The following is a 17901-nucleotide window of genomic DNA, read 5'->3' as shown; positions in this document are numbered from 1 at the left end:
GGGGCCCGGGCCCGTCGTCTTCATGCCGCTCCGGCTGAGGCCGGAGCCTTCTGGGGTGCCCCGCCCCCCGCTTCTCTCCTGAAGGGATGAAAGTCGTGAACCAGCAGGTCGTCATGGCCGACACCAACGCGGGCCTGAGCACGGCCGAACTGTCTGCGCTGCGGGAGGACCTCGACGAGCAGCGTGCCTTTCGTCTGGACCAGCTCGCCCAGCTCTGGCAGGGCGCTGCTGCCCGGGCCCAGCGCGCCCGCGAACGGGCCGCGGTCGCCCAGCTGGAGGTCCACATCAAGCTGTGTGCCTCGGCCCGCATGGTCCTCGCCGACGTCGAAGCCGCTCTCGAGCGCATGGATCAAGGCACGTACGGCAGCTGCCAGCAGTGCCGGCACCCCATCGAGCTGGCGCGGCTGCGCATCGTGCCGCAGGCCCGCTACTGCGGGCGCTGCCATCAGGTCAGGGAGGCCCGCTCATGATCACCACTATTCGTCGCTCGCCGTGGCCGGCCTGCCGACGCTGCCCCGCGATCGCCATCGACCTGGGCAGCGCCCGTACACGCGCCTGGACGGCCGGCCACCACGGCATCATCGACGTGCCCACCGTCACCGGCCCGGACGACCTCGCCGCCCACCCCGTCCAGCGCGGCACCATCGTCGATCCGGCCGGTACCGCGCGGATGCTGTCCCACCTGCTTGCCCACCTCATCCCGAGGAACGCACAGCCGGTGATCGCGTTCACCATGCCAGTCCTCAGCGGCCAGCAGCACTACACCACCGCCGTAGGCGTCCTTCAGGTGCTGCGCCCGCGTACCGTGCTGGCGCTCGACAGCGTCATGGCCATCGCCCTGGGCACCGGCGCTGACCCGTTTCGTCCGCTGCTCGTAATCGACCTCGGCTTCCACCTGACCGAGGTAGCGCTGCTGGCTGACGGCGAGATCCTGACCGCCCGGCGGGAAACCATGGGCACCCGTGACCTGGAGGACAGCAGCCCGGCGGATCTGGTCACTGACATCGCCGCCGTGATCACCACCATGATGTGCGACGATCCGCTGCCGCAGTTCGTCGACGCCCTCAACCGCGGGCCGCTGCTCGCCGGGGGCGGGGCCCTGCACCCGGAGCTGGTCTCCCAGCTGTCCGCGCAGCTGCACGCCGCCGTACAGCCGGTGCCCCAGCCGCACACCGCCGCCGTGCGCGGAGCCGCCCAGGCCCTGCGCTCCGCCCAGCACCACCCCTCGCTGGGACCCCTTTGCACCATGGGGACTGCCATGCCACAAGAAAAGGGAAGCCGGCCGCAGAATAGAGCCACGCCGCCGGACCCGCACACCCCGCTGCCCGGATCACGCCCGGGCTTCATCGGCCGCCGCCGCGAAAGAACGGGTACCGAACCTGTCACAGCCCGAAGCGCTCTCGGTCTGCGCCTGCTGTTGGCCATCTGCTACACGCCGCTTTTCATCGCCGCATCAGCACTGTTCGCCGTGTGGTCAACGCAGACCCGTCCCGGCAGCAGCCCGACCTCCTCACCACTTGCGGTGCTGTCGGGAGTGTGCGCCGCACTCGCTGTGATCGCAGCGGTGGACCTGGCGGTCGTCCTCCGCCGCCGCAGGAGCGAACGTCCTCCCTCCACAGTGCGGTGACTGGCGCTTCCGGACGGGAAGCGATGTCCTTGAGCTCTGCGACGCGGAGGTCTTGGGATGTCGGTTACCGCAGTCGGCTGGATGCTGACCATCGCCGTGATCGCGGCGCTGCTTGCCGTCGATCTGGTGGTGGGTACGGTGCGCCCGCACGCCGTGGGGTTCCGGGAAGCCACGTTCTGGTCGATCTTCTACATCGCGGTCGCGATGGTCTTCGGGGTGGTCTTCGCCCAGGTAGTGGGGTGGGAGTACGGCGCGCAGTACTTCGCCGGCTATGTCGTGGAGAAGAGCCTGTCCGTCGACAATCTCTTCGTCTTCGTGATCATCATGTCGACGTTCGCTGTGCCGCGTGAGCATCAGCAGCGTGTACTGACCTTCGGCATCATCGCCGCCCTCGTGCTGCGCGCTGTCTTCATCGCTCTGGGTGCGGCACTGCTGTCGCTGTTCTCCTTCATGTTTCTCCTCTTCGGCCTGCTGCTGCTCTGGACGGCGGTGCAGCTGTACCGGCACCGTGACAAGGACCCCGATGTGGAGAACAACGCGCTCGTGCGGTCGTGCCGACGGTTCCTGCCCGTCACCGACACCTATGACGGCGGCCGGCTGGTGACCCGTATCGGCGGACGACGCGCGGTGACGCCGTTGTTCGTGGTGTGCGTCGCCATCGGCGGGACGGACATCCTGTTCGCCCTGGACTCCATCCCGGCTGTTTTCGGCGTGACGGAGGAGCCCTACATCGTCTTCGTGGCGAACGCGTTCGCCCTGCTGGGCCTGCGGGCGCTGTACTTCCTGGTCACCGGGCTGCTGGATCGCCTGGTGTACCTCTCGGCGGGGCTGGCGGTCATCTTGGCGTTCATCGGCGTGAAGCTCGTCCTGCACTGGGGCCACGGCATCGAATCAAGCATCCCCGAGATCACCACCGCCGTCTCCTTGGCCGTCATCGGCGCAGTGCTCACGGTCACGACCGTGGCCAGTGTGATCAAATCCCGGCGCGATCCCGCAGCCCGGGCGCACGCCGGCGCTGTGCTCGGCAGCCCGCCCCGGGCTGCCGGCCACGACAGTCGCAGCGATCGGTGAGGCACCACTGCACCTGGGGTGGCGCATAGCCCGACACCTCCGGGCACACGTCCGGGACGGTCAGGGCAGGATCTTGATCGCGCTTTGCCAGTTCAGCTCGAGGGGCTGCTGGATGGCGATGTGCAGAAATCCCATCGCCTCCAGCTCCCGAGCTCTTCGCAGGGGTCCGACGTCGAACGGGCGCATCGCGCCGGAGCGGACAAATTCCGCGATCTTGTCCTTGGCGGCCGAGTCGTCTCCGGCGATCAGGACGTCGAGCGGGAAGTCATGGCCCGCCCCTGTCGTCAGCGGACCGGCGAAGGTGGTGGTGAACGCTTTGACGACCTTTACGTCCGTGCCGACGACCTGCTGGATCTCCTCGGCAGCCGAGCTGTCCGGGGGTGTCACCCGCCCGTCCATGGTCGAGGCGTCGATGGGGTTGCAGATGTCCACCCAGGACCTGCCCGGCCAGTGCAGCCCCGGCTGACCTCGCGACCTGCAATGCCGCGTCGTACCACAGTGCGAGCGCGGTGACATCGGCCGCCTTCACCGAAGCGGCCCAGTCAGGAGATGATCTTGTCGTCCAGGACGATGGCGACCCTTCGGGACGGGTCCCCCTCCGGGTGGCAGGCGGCCTGGCCCGTCAGGCGGGCCCAGCCGTCGCGGCCGGAACCCTTGAAGTCGACGGCGACCTGCCACCCGGCGCCGCCCTGCTGGTCGAACCGGGCGGTGGCCTCCTTGACGTCCTTGCCGGTCAGCGAGGCTGCCTCAAGACGCAGCAGCTGGCCGGACTCGTCGGCGCCCTGCGCTGGTGAGCCGATCAGGGCGGTGAGGACCGCAAGCAGGACAGCGATCACCGCTGCTGGGCCGAGACCGCCCGCGCGGGGAACGGTGTGCAACGAGCGCGCCATGCACCGGCCCCCATCTTGTCTCTTCCGTGGCTGGGCAGGAGCTGTTCGGCAAGGGCCTCAAGGTGTTCCCGCTCAGGAGTGGGCAGCCGGAGCCTTGAGGCAGTCGGAAACGGCCGAGCGGGTCAGGGTTCGATGAGACCGGCACGGATGGCATAGCGGGTGAGTTCCAGGCGGTCGCGCAGGCCGAGTTTCTGCAGCAGGTTCGCCCGGTGCCGGTGGACGGTCTTGATGCTGATGAAGAGCATCTCGGCGATCTCCTTTGACGAGTGGCCCTCGGCGACCAGCTTGAGCACCTCCTCCTCCCGGGGCGTGAGCACCTGGTCGGGGGGTTCTTCGCCGTGGCGGACACGGTCGAGGTAGTTGCGGATGAGGGCGGTGACCGCGCCCGGGTACAAGAACGGCTCATCCCGCATCGCGGCCCGGCAGGCGGCGACCAGATCGCGGTCGGCCACGGACTTCAGCACGTATCCACTGGCGCCGGCCTTCAGCGCCTGGAAGAAGTACTGCTCGTTGTCGTGCATCGTCAGCATCAGCACACGCACATCCGGCTTCAGCCCACTCAGCTCGCGGGCGGCCTGCAGACCGGTCATCCGGGGCATGGCGATGTCCAGCACGGCCAGATCGACCTCGTGGGTCCGGGCCAGGGCGATGGCCTCAGCGCCGTCGCCGGCCTCGGCGACGACCTGAAGGTCCGGCTCCCGGTCAAGGATGAGCCGCACGCCGCGACGCACCAGGGCATGGTCGTCAGCGAGGAGGATACGGATCACGGGCGCGTCGGTTGTGATCATGGCTGCCTCCTGGGAACGGGCACGGCGAGCCGGACCTGCGTACCGGCCTGCGGCTGGGAGGCAACTTCCAGCGTTGCCCCAATCAGCAGCGCCCGCTCACGCATCCCGCGGATCCCCGAGCCTTCCCGCGCAACCCCTGTCCCTCGGCCGTCGTCCGCGACAGCCAGCACCACCGAGCCGTCGGAGTGGCGCAGGCTCACCTCCACCCGGCCGGCCTCAGCGTGGCGGGCCGCGTTGGTCAGGGCCTCCTGGGCGACGCGGTACAGCACCAGTTCGGTCTGCTGATCCAGCGCGGGCAGGCCGGCATCGAAGTGGCGCACCACGCGCAGCCCAGTGTGGGTGGCGAACTCGGTGGTCAGCGAGGTCAGGGCGCTGACCAGACCGAGATCCTCCAGGACGCCCGGCCGCAGCCGGCGCACCAGGCGGCGCACCTCGTCCAGACTCTCCCTGGTGATCTCCTGCGCCTGATGCAGCTCACCACGCAAAGGCTCGTCCGCCTCGTCCGCCGCCCGCTTGAGCCCCAACAAGATCGCGGTCATGCTCTGGCCGACCTCGTCGTGGAGTTCCTGGGCGATGCGGTGCCGCTCGGCCTCCTGAGCGAGCAGGACGCGGGCACTGCTGGCGGCCCGCTCATGCTCCAGCCTCTCCAGCATGGCGTTGAAGGTGCGGATCAGCTCGGCGATCCCGCCACGGCCGTGTTCCGGCAGCCGCTGCCCGGGTCGCAACAGGTCGACGGTGGTCATGAGTTTCGTCAGCCGGTCCAGGGGAGCCAGCCCGATCCGCAGCAGGGCTGCGTTGGCGATCAACATGACCACCAGGCCGACCACGAGAATGATCGCCTCAGTCAGCAGGACCGGCACGGAAACGGTCACGGGAGCCCACAACAGCAGCGCCGTCGCGGCCCCCAGCACCACGGCGTTGAGAGCGAAGATCCGCCAGAACAGGGACACCGCGATGACGCCTTCCTCTTCATGGCTCTGTCTTTGTCGTCGGTCACCGCGTACCCCGAGCATGAGCTGCGGCCACTGCTCTCGACCGGCCTGCGGCCAGCCTGCCCGCCGCCCGCTGATTCGTCGATGGGCTCCAATGCCCATTTCCGCGACCTGACCACGTCGCGATCGGCACCGGACGCTTCCGCAGAGGGGTCTCGGTCACCGGACGCCCCGGACTGCCATGGCTGACACCTCAAGGTCACCACTCGAAATCGCTGATCATCGCGTCGGCATGGTGGATCAGGATTGCGCGAAGCGCCCGGTAGCGGGGAGGCACATGCCTCCCTGAGACGAAGAAGGTGCGAAGCCGGAGTTCTCGGACCGCGTCGGCTTCGGAGTAATCACCGGGCTTGAGTTCCGTGTCCGACTTCGGCGGCAGCCGGCGTCGCCTAACCTCGCCGAGCAGGTCCTCCGCGGTGCGGTCGGAGAACGCCGGAACCTCCCCCTCGGGCGGCAGTCCCTTCCAAAAGGGTGCGGCCGCAGGGCGGCGGAACGCAGGACACACCTGATGAGACGCTGTTCGCGGCCATCATCTACCTGCTCGTCAGCGGCTGCGCTTGGCGGGCTTTGCCGCCCTGCTTCGGAATCTCCAAGTCGACCGCCCACCGCCGGTTCCTCATCTGGTCCCGGGCGGGGGTCTGGGGCCGTCTACACGAGGCCGTACTGCACCGGCTGGACGACGCCGGCCTCATCTACGCCACCCGCATCGTTCACACCGCTCACGTCAGGGCTAAAAAAAGGGGCGAACACACAGGTCCGAGCCCCGTGGGCCGGGGCAAGCCGGGTTCCAAGATGCACGTTCTGTCGGACACGAACGGGCTGCCCCTTCTCGTCGGCGTCTCCGCCGGCAACACCCACGACAGCGAAGGACTGAAGCCGATGGTGGAGGGGCACCAAACGAGACACGACCCTCACCGCGGCCGGTACTTCAAGCCCCAGCGTCTCCACGCGGACAAGCCTACGACCGCGCTGATCTGCGTAGATGGCTGCGTGGTAAGCGCATCGGAGTGCGCATCGCTCGCAAGGGCATCGAGTCCAGCGAGCGATTAGGGCGACGCCGCTGGGTCATCGAGCGGACCATGTCGTGGCTGTCCGGCTACCGGCGGCTCAGCCCCCGCTACGAACGCGATCCCCGCAACTACCTGGCCTTTCGCGGCCTCGCCGCCGCTCTATGCTGCTACAAGCGCTTGATCCATAGGACACAGTTTTAGACGCCCCCATCGGCGGGCGTCGGCCTGGCGGTGAGCATCTGAGTGGTGGCCAGGTCGCGATAGAGGGAATCGGTCTCGAGTAGTTCCGCGTGGGTGCCCACGGCCCGGACCCGGCCCGCCTCCATGACGATGATGCGGTCAGCGTTGGTGACGGTGGACAGCCGGTGCGCCACCACCAGCACGGTGATGTTCCGCGCCGCCTCCGCCACGGTCTCCCGCAGCGCCGTTTCGTTGTCGGCATCCAACTGCGATGTGGCCTCGTCCAGGAGGAGGAGCCGAGGGCGGCGCAGGAGGGCCCGGGCGATGGCCACGCGCTGGCGTTCACCTCCGGAGAGCCGACTGCCCCGGTGGCCGACCAGGGTGTCCAGCCCCTGCGGAAGACGGGCGACAACGAGTTCCAGCCGGGTGCGGCGCAGCGTCTCGTGAAGGTCGCCGTCCGGGGTATGCGGTGCGCCCAGGGTCAGATTCTGGCGCAGTGTGCCGGACAGGACGGGCGCGTCCTGCTCGACGTAACCGATCGCTGCGCGCAGTTCGGCCAGTGGCCACTGTTTCAGGTCGCGCTCATCCAGGAGGATCCGGCCGGAGTCGGGGTCGTAGAAACGTTCGAGCAGGGAAAAGGTGGTGGTCTTCCCTGCGCCGGAGGGGCCCACGAGGGCAGTCACGCCTCGGGCAGGCACGGTGAAGGAGATGCTGTGATGGACGGCGGGCAGCCCGGGCTGATAGCGGAAGCCCACCTGCTCGAAGCGTACCGTGGCCGCCGACTGCTGAGGCCGCCTCACGAGCCTTGTGGTGCTTTTTGGGGGTGTGCCAGGGACAGACGGTTCTGCGGTCTCCACGTCCATGTGCTGGACCGCCTCGATACGCAGGGCGGCGGCCGCGCCGACCTGAAGCTGCCCCACGGCCTCCACGAGCTGGCTGATCCTCGGGGCCAGCGCGAACAGATACAGCAGGAAGGCGACCAGGGTGGACACGCTGATCGTCCCGGAGGAGACCCGGGCACCGCCCACACCGAGCACCGCCAGGAAGGCCGCCTGCCCGGCCACGGCAGAGGCGGCCGCCGACAGGGCCTGCCAGCCGGCGGCGCGTACCCCGGTGCGACGGGCGTCCTCCGCCATGTGGTCCAGCGCGGCTGTCTCCCGCTGCTCAGCTCCGGCAGCCTTGACCGCGCGCACCGCCCCAAGGGCCCGCTCCAAAGCCGCGCCGATCTCGCCGACGGACTCCTGCGCCTGCCGGGTGGCGCGCCCGATGGCGGGCGTCGCAGCCCCTACGACCGCCCCCAAGAGCGCCATGACCGTGAGCGTGACGGCGAGCAGGACCGGGTCGACGAGGGCCATCAACACCAGCGTCATGACCAGCATGACAACGCCGGTGACGGCGGGCGCCGCGGACTGGGTTGCGGCTTGACGCAGCAGCATGGTGTCGGAGGTGGCACGGGTGATCAGATCACCCGGTTCGTGCCTGTCCAGTTCGGACACGGTCAACGGGAGCAGACGCCTGGTGATCCGCCGCCGGGCGGAACACACGACGAATTCGGCGGTGCGATACAGGACGTACTGGCCCAGGGCGGAGAACCCGGCAGCACCGAGCAGGAGCGCGGCCAGGACCAGTACCGGACCCGTGGCCGTGCGCCCCGTGCCCAGGTTGTCGATCAACCACTTGGCGACCAGGGGCTGGGCCAGGCCGAGGGTGCTGCCGATCAGCCCAAGCAGCGCCCCGGCCAGGCCGGCGCGACGGTGGGGCCGTAGCGAGGCCGCCAGGGCCCGGTAGCCGGATGGGGCCCTGAGGGCGCCCGTGGTGGAGGCAGCGCCTTCGGCCCCGGCGATCGTGGCCGGCACGCCGGACCGGGCCCCGCCTCTTGAGACGGCCGACGTGTCCTGGGCTGTCGTCCCGGTGCCGGGGCGCCTGGTGGCGGGCGGCAATCCGGCCATGGGTCAGTCGACCGCGAAGAAGCGCTGGAAGTAATCGGCAGGGCAGTCCTCGCCAACCGGTTGTGAATCCGCCTCCACCCAAGCGTGCGCGGCGAACGGCGGCTGCTTGCGCACACCCACGCACCAGGTCGGCCACTGGCCGCGCATCCGGCACAGCAGGACCGTCGCCAGCGACCTGGGCAGGCACCCCTTGCGGCCACCGGCGGTCAGGCTCACGGCCAGGACGGTGTCCAAGGCGGCCGTGGTCTGAGCCACCGAGGCCGGCCGTGCGCCACGGCGCATCTGGCGCAGCAGGGTGCGTATCCGGGCGGGCGGCTGAGTCGCCAGCAGGTGGGCGCACCCAACGGCGAGGCGGGCCGCCAACCGGGTGGGCAGCGGGATGGAACGAGGCCGGTAAGGGACCGCTTCGGGCGTCGACATGGCCTTTCCTCTCTGCACGTTCGGAGGTCGTGAGGGGGTGCTCCGGCTTCTTGGGCGGACGTCGTGAGGGGGGTGCTCCGGCTTCTTGGCCCGCCGACCGCTCTGCCTGTCAGTTCTCCCTGATGAGCCCGGCCGATCGCAGTTCCGTGAGGATACGGTCGACGTCCTGCTGGGCGAGGCTGCCGCTGACGTCGTACCGCTCGGTCAGGGCGTGCACCGCCTCTTCCGGGCCCCGGCCCGCCAGCATCGTCTCCAGGACCACGGCGGCGCTGGGGTTGAGGGTCCAGTACTCGCCACTTTTCTCGTCCAGCAGGGCAACGCCGTACTCGGTCTCGGCCATCATGATGCCGCCGCGCAACTCCAGGTTCATCGGAAGACCTCCGTAGCGAGGGACGTTTGTCGGTGGTGGCAGGGGTTATCGGGCGTGCCACAGGGGTATCGGTCGTGGCGTCCGGGCCGTCGACGGGCACATGACCGGTGGCACGTGGCATCTGACGCATCAGCCATCCGAGTGGTGCTGCAGCGCCTCCCACGTACGCAGCCACACCTCACAGCCGACGGTCGGGTGAAGGAGTACGTTCTCCAGCTCCGCCGACACCGGACCGGAGCACCAGGCGCGCCACACGTCCGCGTCGATCAGGCCCAGCCTGGCCAGCCGCGAGTCCTCGCACAGCGCCAGCAGCGCTTCACGGTGCCGCCGCAGCCCGACCTCCTCCTCCAATGTGGCGTTGGCCTTGGTGGCGCGGGTGCGGCTGGCCTCGGGGACGACGCCGCGCATGGCCTCCACAATGAGCGGCTTGTACCGCCACGGAGTCACTCGTTCCTCCGGGCGTACCGCCAGGCCGGTTTCCACCACACGGTCGTCGTAGAAGGGGGAGGCGAAGAGGATGCCGCGCTGACGTGTCATCTGGTTGAGGTGCCTGGCGAACCGGGACACCGCTTGCATGGTGGCCAGTTCGCGGTGCTCTCCGTGCCCGGGACCCAGGGGCCGCGCCACGACGGCCTCCTGCCGGATGAGTGCGCGCACCGCGTCGACGGCGTCCGCCGTGGCCCACGGCGGCATCCTGGCGGGCGAGCACCACTGGAACAACGGCTCCTCCAGCGATGGCAGCGGGCTGGTCAGGTCGGTTGCGATCTGCTCCAGCCACGCCCCGTATGGACGCCGGTCCAGCAGCTGTCGTGTGGCCCGCCGCCGCGACCAACGATACTTGGCCAGGTATCCGCGGGCGTGGCGGACAGCGGTGCGAGGGTGGCGCAGCAGCAGGTCGTGCACGCGGGCGGAGGCGCCGGCAAGCAGCTCGTCACCACCGAAACCGCTCAGGTGGACGGTGGATCCCCGATCCGCGGCAAGGTGAAGGAGACTCATCCGTCGGTTGCGGTCCACGGCATACAGCGACGGAGCGTCCAGTACGTCGGTCAGCGCGTCCACGCCGTCGAAGGTGAGCGGAAATTCGTCGGCCGGAACAATGTGGTGCTCGATGCGCCCCCCGCCGTTGGCCGATGCAAGCTCCTCGACCGTGTGACGAGCCCAGTAGACATCATCGCCGCGAGGGTCGTGAGTCGCCGCGGTGTAGGCGACGACCTTGGCACCGGCCCCTACCGCGGTGCACACCACGGCGGTCGAGTCCAGACCGCCTAGATCGGCTGTGACCACATCCCGGTCCCGGACACGGATCTCGACGGCTCGGCGCAGCTCATTCCGCAGCATCGCCGCGCCCTCGGCCAACGGGACGTCGCGACGCGGCAACCACCACCAACGCTCCCGGTGCGTGCGGCCGTCGCGTTCCATAACCAGGTAGTCGTGGCCGGGCAGGGCTTCCACTCCGCGCCACACAGGTCGCGCGGACAGCGGGTGGAGCACGCCCAGACTGAGCATCTGGAGGGCAAGCCGACCCTCGTCGAGGGGTGCCCCGATCAGGTCGGCCAGGACATCGGCCCGGTCAGCCGCCAGATGAGCCGGGTGCGCCCCGCCATGGAACAGTGACCGGACACCGGTCACCGTGCCCTGAGCACGTACCTGGCCGTGCAGACTGACAATTAGGTGGTAACTGCCGTGCCAGGAAAGGGCGAAGCGGTCGAGGGAGGCCAGATCGGTAGCCGCGGCAGCCGCGCGGGCTGCTTCCTCGGAGGTGACGGCGTGCTCGCCCAGCACCGCGAGACGCACTCCGCCGCACTCGCCGACGGTCAGCTCTCCTGGATTCCAGCGTCCCAACAACCACGGCCGGCCGGACGCATGCGTGTGGCTTTCGGTTGCGTGCGGAAGAGCCCTGGCCGCCACGGCTGCCGCTTCGTCGGTATCAGGCAGCACCACGAACCAAGCGGGTACCGCGGCGAGCAACGCAGGGCTGTTCATGGACTCAGGTACCTCCGGTCGATGGCGCTCCCGCCGGTGCGGGTAAGGACAGGCCGGGTGAAGCGGCGGAGGACAGTCGGTGACCGTCCTCCGCCGCCATGGACGGGCCCCGGTCATCTCACACCAAAGGGACGAGAGAAGGGCCCGGTCGCCTCGGGGTCAGATGAGCTGGTGACCGCCGGTGAGGTCCTTGGCGGTGCCGCCGGCCAGGCCCGTCGTCTTACGGAAACCGCCGGCCTTGGTGAGGGTCGGACGCTCGTACGTCATGGCCACACATCCTTTCGTTTACGACGACACCAGTTGTCGCCGTTTCAGTCGGCTGAAGGAAACGTTGGCACAGGAACCTGCTCGAATGGGCCCGCTTTCACCGCGGTTCCGGACCCGCGGACGGCCAATTCGGTAAGTCACCCTAGGGGCAGCAACCAGACCATCACAACCGTGCGCGGTGGGAGCGCCACAGCACACGAGAAGTGAACTCTGCATCTCCTCGAGTGCCGATGCCACCGAAAGTGCCAGAACGCGGGTCATGGAGTTGTGGTTCGCGGGTACAAGGAAGGGTTTTCCTGCTGCCCTCCGAGCAAAATCAGATGCGTCCGGGGCGGACAAACCGACTCACCGCGACCGGTTTACACAGGTCAGCGGCTGTCCAATCGTCATGGTCCCGATCGGCCGTCCCTGGATGCTTCTGAGTCAGAACCGCACACCAAGTGACGCAAGTGACCCCGGCTTCAACTATAGAAATTGCAATCATTGGCCTACGTTTTAGGTCGGTTCTCCGGACACTCTGCAACTCTCCTATGGGAACTGACCGGAACTGTCACAGAAATTTCATCGCCGGGCCGTGGGACAGCGCCGGATCCGGCATCTGCGGCCCAGTCGGTCTGTTTGCGGCTGGAAGCGAAAAGGGCCTGGTCATCCAGGGCGGGTTTCCGTGCCAGCATCTGTTGGCGGATATGCTCTCGGACCGGCGATTCAGACCGCATGCCGTCCTGCTGGTCCAAGTACGTCGCGATCGAACCCCCGCTGCCGATGCCGCTGCCAGGCGCCCCCCAAGACCGGGCGGGAGTTCACGCCATGCGTCGACCACCCCAATAAGACCGTGTCCTATGTGGCGGCGGCTCGTTGAGCCTCGCATCGGGCGGGGTACGTTGAGTTGGATTGTTCCAGACGAGCTGTGGGAGACCGCCGAGCCGCTGATCCCTCCGTCGAAGGTGCGGCCACAGGGCGGAGGAACTCAGGACACACCTGATGAGACGCTGTTCGCGGCGAACATCTACGTGCTGGTCAGCGGTTGTGCCTGGCGGGCCCTGCCGCCATGTTTCGGGATATCGAAGTCGACCGCGCACCGCCGGTTTCTGATCTGGTCGCGGGCCGGGGTGTGGGGGCGGCTGCATGAGGCAGTGCTGCACCGACTCGATGACGCCGGCCTCATCGACGTCTCGCGCGTGGTTCTCGACTCCGCTCACGTGAGGGTGAAAAAGGGAGCGAACTCACAGGTCCGAGCCCCGTGGACCCGGGTAAGCCGGGTTCCAGGATGCACGTCCTGTCGGACGCGAACGGACTGCCCCTGGTCGTCGGCGTCTCCGCCGCCAACACCCACGACGGCGAAGCACTGAAGCCTATGGTCAAGGGTCACCAAACGAGACACGACCCCCACCGCGGCCGCCACTTCAAGCCTCAGCGTCTGCACGCCGACAAGGCGTACGACATCCCGCACCTGCGGAAATGGTTACGCGGCAAGCGCATTGGCGTGCGCATCGCGCAAGGTGCGGCCTCGAACTGACCGAATCGCTCCTGCGGGCCGCCGCAGGGGAATATAGGGTCAGTTCATGAGTCTGACACCACGGTTGATCGTCCCGGATCCCGACACCGCCGCGACCTACTACCAGAAGGCCATGGGCGCCACAGAGGTCTTCCGCGCCCAGGACGACAGCGGCCGCGTGATGGTCGTCGTCCTGCAGATCGGCGGTTCCCCGCTCTCTCTGTCCCCCGCAGTGCCCGAGTGGGGCTGGCTCTCGCCCGACGACGTCGGCGGCTCCCCGGTCCTCCTGGAGGCGGAGTTCACCGACCAGGACGTTGTCGCCGAGCGGATGGTCGCCGGAGGCGGCACCGTGGTCGTACCGGTGGAGAACCGCCCGTACGGCAAACGGGAGGGACGCCTCCGCGACCCGTTCGGTCACCTGTGGATCGTCACCGGCGAGCTGCGCTGAACCACCGGCCCGGCGGTCGACAGCTGCCAGCGGCCCCTCGATGCTTCCCGCACCGCCCGTCGGGCTCGCGCCCCCGCGAGGGGCGGCAGCAGGAGGCCCTGAGGTCTGCTGCGCCCGCAAGCGTCTCAGTCGACCCGCACGGGCCACGGCGAAGGCCGGTAGGAGTAAGCCTCGGTGCCCTGCGCACCCCTTGCTTGATGGCCAATCGCAACATCAGGCGCGTATCACCCGGGTGATCCACCGATCGGGGGTCATCACCGTCCCCGTCGGCCAGGCCTGCTTCGCCATCGCGGGCGACTTGGCCCCGCCGGGACTCCTCGAACGCGGTGACGCCTGCGGCGCGGTCGGGTGTTCGTGCAGTGCCAGGGCGAGTTCGTGGGCGTCCTCCATGCCGAGCGCGGCGCCCGCCGCCAGGTGCGGGGCCACCGCATGCGCGGCGTCCCCCAGCACCGCGGCGCTCCACCGGTGCCAGGTATCCAGGGGCGGCACCTCGTAGACCGGCCACCGGCCGACCGGTCCGATGGAGGCGTTCAGGATGCGCCGGATCACAGCGGAGTCGGGGCGGTGCCGGTCGGCCAGCCCGGAGGTGGAGGACGAGGAACAGGTGACCAAGACCCCACCGCGCGTCGTCGATCTCGGCGAGTTCGGCGAAGGTGCGTTCACGGGTCTCCTGGTGGTTCTCGAAACGCCAGGAGACACCGGGCGACACCACCTCGTACCCGAAGAACCCGCGCGGGCCCGAAGACCATGTGGAACCGGCCGTCCACGGGGGGTTCCGTGGCGCCGATCTCCGACCTGCCCCCGGAGCGCACCACCCCGGTGTAGGTGGGCCGGGGCGCGTCGGGGACACCAGCCGCGCACCGAGTCCGTCCGTGACGCGGATGGACACCAGCGTCTTCCCGGTCCCCGTCGCCGACACGAACAGTCCCCGCCTCCCCGGGCGGGGCAGGTGCCGTACGAGCCAGTTCACCGCGTCGTGATGGGGATGTTTGAAAGTCCCCGCCCAGTGCTCGTGGTGGCCTCAGAGTTGCTCGGTGTAATTCCCCCAGGCTGACCGCGCTGACCTGCGGACGGGCGCTACAAGGCCGCGGTGTTAGCACACCAGAGGGCGTTCGCCATTCGAGCCGGCTGCGAGCGCCCATGTCACTCTACGGCGACACGACGGTGGGCGAGACCAGAGGCCGATCCGCGCCCACGAGCGCTAACCGCTGTAGCCGACTGTAGCCGGGGTCTGACCATTGCGTCGCCGTCCATGTGGTCTCACTCGTGGAGTGGTTCACTGAGAGGAGGCGGAAGCGGCGGACGGCGGCGGAGGCGCCGTTGAACTCGCAGAATCGATCCCCTGGTCGGAGACTGGAGATCGGCACCCACCCCAGGCGATGGCCAGTGTGACACCGCCCTGGGTGAACCGCGCGTCACGGAACTCAGGTGCCGGCTCACCGCTTCTGGTTGCCCCGCTCCGCATCCGTGAAGCCTCTCCGGCAGGTTCAGGTCAGGGAGCCGAGCCGGTTGCGATGGCATAGCCGATCGCGGCGGCTGCGTCGGCAATGCCCGCCAGGGATGCCTTGTCGTTCAAAGCGGTGACCACGTCCTGGGTCAGCGGGCGAAGAGCATATACGTGACGCACTGCGTGGATGTCGACCGGGATCTCGTAGTAGTCCTCGGCGAACTTCTGGAATGCCTCCGGCGATGGGTCGACCAGCAGATGGAACAGCCAACCCGAACCGTCAGGGTCGGCGTTGTCTTCAGGGAAGACAATCTCTCCTGCCTGCCAGTGCTCCCTTCCCGCCTCACGCCACATGCAGGCCGTCACCCTGGGCATTCCGTCGTCTGTGAAGGCTGGCTCTTCGACGCAACTGCGGAACACCTCTGGGACCGAGTCCACTACGCCTGGCCAGGGTGCGTCGTCGACATATGGGCTCATCTCCGACTCGTGGTCGAAGCCTCGGACATACGCGCCGACCGGAGAGAAGACGACGTCGAACTCGTCCCCCGAGCCGTTGCGCATGGAGGCGATCTCCTCCGTCTCGGACCAGGCCCGGCTGAATGAGTAGTAGCGCTCACCGTCAGGGTTCAGCACAGTCTCCAGCATGGCTATCGACCTACACCGGTCCCGCAGCGTCGGGATATCAGGAAGAGCCTCGGCAACGTCGTGAACAGTCATGCGGCCTATCCAAGCGCACGCCACTGACAACAGATCGCGCGTTGGCTGAGCGGTAAGCCTCGCGGCCCAGCCGAGGTGACATTCCTCCCGAAGAGTCGCAGATGACCGACAACTGCAGATGACAGAAACCGTGACCAGGTAATACCTATCACGTTACGGCACACTACCGTCCGACCGGTCCGACTTCGTTGCCAAACAATCCACCTCCATGTCAGAAGACAGCGGCGCAGAGCTCGGAGACGATGGCGAACGAGGTCGTCACCATCGGCACTGCCATGACCAGCGGCATTGCCGCGTGTGTGGTCTTGCCGTGCGCCATGCCGTTGCGGATCTGCCGGCCGTAGTCGAGGTACTCCGGCTGTCGGACCGTCAGGTGTCCACGTCGGCGCCCTGCTTGATGAGCTGGTGCATCGGCTTCTTACCCGCGTCCGTGTTGCGGTCGCATAGCGCGATCTCCACCGCGATCAGGGAGGGGCAGCGGGAGCCCGGCCGACAGCAGCATGGCCGGCCAGTACACGGCTGTCGGTTCCGCTGAGCAGCCGGACCCACTCGCCCCGTAGGCGGTGGTGGCGGGCCAACGTGTCCGCTTGGACGAGCTCCAGGGCGAAGCCCAGGTGTGGGCGGGCGTTGACATACGGAATAGTCGTGGTGATGTAGCGGCGTCGTGCGGTCATCGGTCCTCCTACCGGGTAGCGAGGCCTGGTCGCACAACGGTCGAGGCCCCGTCCCGGGGCCTCGGATCGGTACGCGTCCGTTCTCAGCAGCCCCGTCGACGGGGCATCATCCGATGCTGAGGCGAAAGCGTGATCATGTGCCCAAGCGTAGCGACAGAGCAACGTCGCAGCACGCCATTTCCGCCCCTTCACGGCAGCAACTGCACAGAGACACCCTGGGCAGTGCTGGGCGAGGCAGGCATCACCCGGTGCCCCGCGCACGCCGAATTGCGCAGGGTTGGAACACTGCCTCTTCACCAGTAGGTGCGCGAGACGACTGAGGCGATCATCGGCGCGGTCACCGGCACACTCGCCGCTCCCACCAGCCTGCTGCTCGGCAGGTTCGACGACAGCGGCCGCTTTCAGTACGCCGGCCGCACCACGACTCTCGCCCAGACAGCGAGCAGCACGGTCGCCGGGCTACTCGTCCAGCCCCTGACTGCGCGGTGTCCGCTCCAGAGCCTGTGCGGCCGCAGCGGAGCCCCGGGACCGCAGGGTCTCAGGGCTCCTGCTCGCCTCGCTCGGCCAGTGCCGACCGCCGCGGAGGTCAGGCCACGGACAAGACGATCTTCCCGGTGGTGCGTCCCTGCTCACCGATCTCGTGTGCCTTCGCGGCTTCGGCCAGCGGCAGGACGGTCTCGACCACCGGCTTCAGCGCGCCCCGTTCCGCCAGGGCGGCGATCTCGCGCAGACCGAGGTGGTCGGGCTCGACCAGCATCCACACCGCACGTACGTGATCGGGGACGGTAGCCGGGACGTCGTCGGGGCCGGGCAGGGCGACCAGCCGCCCGCCTGCCCGCAGCACCTTCAGGGACCGCTCGGCAATCTGGCCGCCGAGCCCGTCCAGCACCACATCGACGTCCCCGACGACGTCCTCGAAGCGGACCGTGCGGTAGTCGATCACCTCGTCCGCGCCCAGTTCCCGCAGCAGGTCGTGCTTACCGGCGCTGGCGGTGCCGATGACGTAGGCGCCGCGAGCCTTGGCGATCTGTACTGCGAGATGGCCCACCCCGCCGGCCGCCGCGTGCACCAGCACCCGTTCACCGGCGCGCACGTCGGCGGTGTCCACCAGGGCCTGCCAGGCGGTCAGCCCGGCCAGCGGCAGGGCCGCCGCCTGGATGTGCGTGAGGTTCGCCGGCTTGGGCGCGAGGTGGCGGGCCGGGGCGACGACGTATTCGGCGTACGCGCCGGCCTGCCGCGGGAACAGCGGCATGCCGTAGACCTCGTCCCCGCGACGGAACACGCCCACGCCCGGTCCGACGGCCTCGACGGTGCCGGACACGTCCCAGCCGACCGCCGGCACGTCGCCCCACTCGATCAGGGCCCCACTGGCCCGGGTCTTGAAGTCCACCGGGTTCACTCCGGCCGCGTGGACCCGGACCAGGACCTCGTTCAGTCCGGGCTCGGGACGAGCCACCTCACGCTCGACGAGCGTTTCGGGTCCGCCCCACTGCTCCACGACCACCGCGCGCATGCTGTCCGCCTCACTCTTTCCGTCTCGATCGGATGTGCCGCCCGGGCTCTTCCCGGTGCG

At 68.6% G+C, this 17901-nt stretch carries 15 protein-coding genes and 4 pseudogenes; 6 read left to right on the top strand and 13 right to left on the bottom strand.

What is annotated here, in order from left to right; genetic code table 11:
* Nucleotides 1-86 precede the first annotated feature (86 nt).
* The 3 genes from ABZ079_RS28360 to ABZ079_RS28350 are packed head-to-tail and all read left to right on the top strand — an operon-like array spanning nt 87 to nt 2698.
* Nucleotides 87-470 (top strand): TraR/DksA C4-type zinc finger protein, encoded by a 384-nt coding sequence (locus ABZ079_RS28360; protein WP_356942264.1) that lies wholly within the window; start codon nt 87-89, stop codon nt 468-470.
* Entirely contained in the window at nt 467-1627 is a 1161-nt protein-coding gene (locus ABZ079_RS28355) for a DUF6343 family protein (protein WP_356942263.1), read from the top strand. The genes ABZ079_RS28360 and ABZ079_RS28355 overlap by 4 nt, the downstream gene beginning before the upstream one ends.
* Nucleotides 1628-1684: 57 nt before the next feature.
* Nucleotides 1685-2698, top strand: coding sequence for a TerC family protein (locus ABZ079_RS28350; RefSeq protein ID WP_356942262.1), 1014 nt, complete (start codon nt 1685-1687; stop codon nt 2696-2698).
* A gap of 60 nt (nt 2699-2758) precedes the next feature.
* Here ABZ079_RS28350 and ABZ079_RS28345 read toward each other — a convergent pair whose 3' ends face one another.
* From ABZ079_RS28345 to ABZ079_RS28330, 4 genes and pseudogenes are all read right to left on the bottom strand, one after another.
* Nucleotides 2759-3130, bottom strand: a complete 372-nt coding sequence (locus tag ABZ079_RS28345) for an NADP oxidoreductase (RefSeq protein WP_356942261.1) — start codon at nt 3128-3130, stop codon at nt 2759-2761.
* A gap of 113 nt (nt 3131-3243) precedes the next feature.
* Nucleotides 3244-3474, bottom strand: a pseudogene (locus tag ABZ079_RS28340) (protein translocase subunit SecD); the annotation flags it as partial.
* Between the two features lie 236 nt (nt 3475-3710).
* Complete coding sequence (locus ABZ079_RS28335) at nt 3711-4376, bottom strand: response regulator transcription factor (protein WP_356942260.1); 666 nt, start codon at nt 4374-4376, stop codon at nt 3711-3713.
* Nucleotides 4373-5326 (bottom strand): sensor histidine kinase, encoded by a 954-nt coding sequence (locus ABZ079_RS28330; RefSeq protein ID WP_356942285.1) that lies wholly within the window; start codon nt 5324-5326, stop codon nt 4373-4375. The genes ABZ079_RS28335 and ABZ079_RS28330 overlap by 4 nt, the downstream gene beginning before the upstream one ends.
* A gap of 510 nt (nt 5327-5836) precedes the next feature.
* Here ABZ079_RS28330 and ABZ079_RS28325 point away from each other — a divergent pair.
* Nucleotides 5837-6579 (top strand): annotated as a pseudogene (locus ABZ079_RS28325) (IS5 family transposase); the annotation flags it as partial.
* Here ABZ079_RS28325 and ABZ079_RS28320 read toward each other — a convergent pair.
* From ABZ079_RS28320 to ABZ079_RS28300, 5 genes are all read right to left on the bottom strand, one after another.
* The gene (locus tag ABZ079_RS28320; RefSeq protein ID WP_356942259.1) at nt 6576-8414 is read right to left on the bottom strand and encodes an ABC transporter ATP-binding protein; all 1839 of its coding nucleotides are present in this window, start codon (nt 8412-8414) and stop codon (nt 6576-6578) included. The pseudogene ABZ079_RS28325 and the gene ABZ079_RS28320 sit on opposite strands and share 4 nt — an antisense overlap.
* Before the next feature lie 96 nt (nt 8415-8510).
* Nucleotides 8511-8927, bottom strand: coding sequence for a lasso peptide biosynthesis B2 protein (locus ABZ079_RS28315; RefSeq protein WP_356942258.1), 417 nt, complete (start codon nt 8925-8927; stop codon nt 8511-8513).
* 109 nt (nt 8928-9036) lie between these two features.
* Nucleotides 9037-9297: a lasso peptide biosynthesis PqqD family chaperone gene (locus ABZ079_RS28310; protein ID WP_356942257.1), complete on the bottom strand. Its 261-nt coding sequence runs from the start codon at nt 9295-9297 to the stop codon at nt 9037-9039.
* 129 nt (nt 9298-9426) lie between these two features.
* Nucleotides 9427-11280, bottom strand: coding sequence for an asparagine synthase-related protein (locus tag ABZ079_RS28305; protein WP_356942256.1), 1854 nt, complete (start codon nt 11278-11280; stop codon nt 9427-9429).
* Nucleotides 11281-11439: 159 nt separating this feature from the next.
* Nucleotides 11440-11547 carry a keywimysin-related RiPP gene (locus tag ABZ079_RS28300; protein ID WP_116152784.1) on the bottom strand — a complete coding sequence of 36 codons (108 nt, stop codon included), beginning with the start codon at nt 11545-11547 and terminating at the stop codon, nt 11440-11442.
* A gap of 866 nt (nt 11548-12413) precedes the next feature.
* On the opposite strand from ABZ079_RS28300, the pseudogene ABZ079_RS28295 reads away from it, so the two are divergent.
* Both ABZ079_RS28295 and ABZ079_RS28290 read left to right on the top strand, forming a co-directional pair.
* Nucleotides 12414-13097, top strand: a pseudogene (locus ABZ079_RS28295) (IS5 family transposase); the annotation flags it as partial.
* 12 nt (nt 13098-13109) lie between these two features.
* Nucleotides 13110-13490 carry a VOC family protein gene (locus ABZ079_RS28290; protein ID WP_356942255.1) on the top strand — a complete coding sequence of 127 codons (381 nt, stop codon included), beginning with the start codon at nt 13110-13112 and terminating at the stop codon, nt 13488-13490.
* Between the two features lie 213 nt (nt 13491-13703).
* Here ABZ079_RS28290 and ABZ079_RS28285 read toward each other — a convergent pair whose 3' ends face one another.
* The 4 genes and pseudogenes from ABZ079_RS28285 to ABZ079_RS28270 form a co-directional block, all read right to left on the bottom strand.
* The gene (locus tag ABZ079_RS28285; RefSeq protein ID WP_356942254.1) at nt 13704-14153 is read right to left on the bottom strand and encodes an FAD-dependent monooxygenase; all 450 of its coding nucleotides are present in this window, start codon (nt 14151-14153) and stop codon (nt 13704-13706) included.
* An 829-nt stretch (nt 14154-14982) separates the two neighbouring features.
* Nucleotides 14983-15654, bottom strand: coding sequence for a hypothetical protein (locus ABZ079_RS28280; RefSeq protein ID WP_356942253.1), 672 nt, complete (start codon nt 15652-15654; stop codon nt 14983-14985).
* Between the two features lie 521 nt (nt 15655-16175).
* A pseudogene (locus ABZ079_RS28275) lies at nt 16176-16328 on the bottom strand (class I tRNA ligase family protein); the annotation flags it as partial.
* Nucleotides 16329-16914: 586 nt separating this feature from the next.
* Nucleotides 16915-17841, bottom strand: coding sequence for an NADP-dependent oxidoreductase (locus tag ABZ079_RS28270; RefSeq protein ID WP_356942252.1), 927 nt, complete (start codon nt 17839-17841; stop codon nt 16915-16917).
* Nucleotides 17842-17901: the final 60 nt, after the last annotated feature.

Source organism: Streptomyces sp. NPDC006314 (genome assembly GCF_040613075.1).
In the GTDB taxonomy this organism is placed as follows: domain Bacteria; phylum Actinomycetota; class Actinomycetes; order Streptomycetales; family Streptomycetaceae; genus Streptomyces.
Note: the sequence above shows the minus strand (reverse complement) of the source record. Positions and strands in the feature narration are given on the sequence as shown.

Bases quoted from the DNA above. Each gene is read 5' to 3' on its own strand.
- ABZ079_RS28315 (WP_356942258.1), bottom strand. From the start codon at position 8,927: ATGTCGACGCCCGAAGCGGTCCCTTACCGGCCTCGTTCCATCCCGCTG.
- ABZ079_RS28290 (WP_356942255.1), top strand. From the start codon at position 13,110: ATGAGTCTGACACCACGGTTGATCGTCCCGGATCCCGACACCGCCGCG.
- ABZ079_RS28360 (WP_356942264.1), top strand. From the start codon at position 87: ATGAAAGTCGTGAACCAGCAGGTCGTCATGGCCGACACCAACGCGGGC.
- ABZ079_RS28280 (WP_356942253.1), bottom strand. From the start codon at position 15,654: ATGACTGTTCACGACGTTGCCGAGGCTCTTCCTGATATCCCGACGCTG.
- ABZ079_RS28305 (WP_356942256.1), bottom strand. From the start codon at position 11,280: ATGAACAGCCCTGCGTTGCTCGCCGCGGTACCCGCTTGGTTCGTGGTG.
- ABZ079_RS28355 (WP_356942263.1), top strand. From the start codon at position 467: ATGATCACCACTATTCGTCGCTCGCCGTGGCCGGCCTGCCGACGCTGC.
- ABZ079_RS28350 (WP_356942262.1), top strand. From the start codon at position 1,685: ATGTCGGTTACCGCAGTCGGCTGGATGCTGACCATCGCCGTGATCGCG.
- ABZ079_RS28310 (WP_356942257.1), bottom strand. From the start codon at position 9,297: ATGAACCTGGAGTTGCGCGGCGGCATCATGATGGCCGAGACCGAGTAC.
- ABZ079_RS28335 (WP_356942260.1), bottom strand. From the start codon at position 4,376: ATGATCACAACCGACGCGCCCGTGATCCGTATCCTCCTCGCTGACGAC.
- ABZ079_RS28270 (WP_356942252.1), bottom strand. From the start codon at position 17,841: ATGCGCGCGGTGGTCGTGGAGCAGTGGGGCGGACCCGAAACGCTCGTC.
- ABZ079_RS28300 (WP_116152784.1), bottom strand. From the start codon at position 11,547: ATGACGTACGAGCGTCCGACCCTCACCAAGGCCGGCGGTTTCCGTAAG.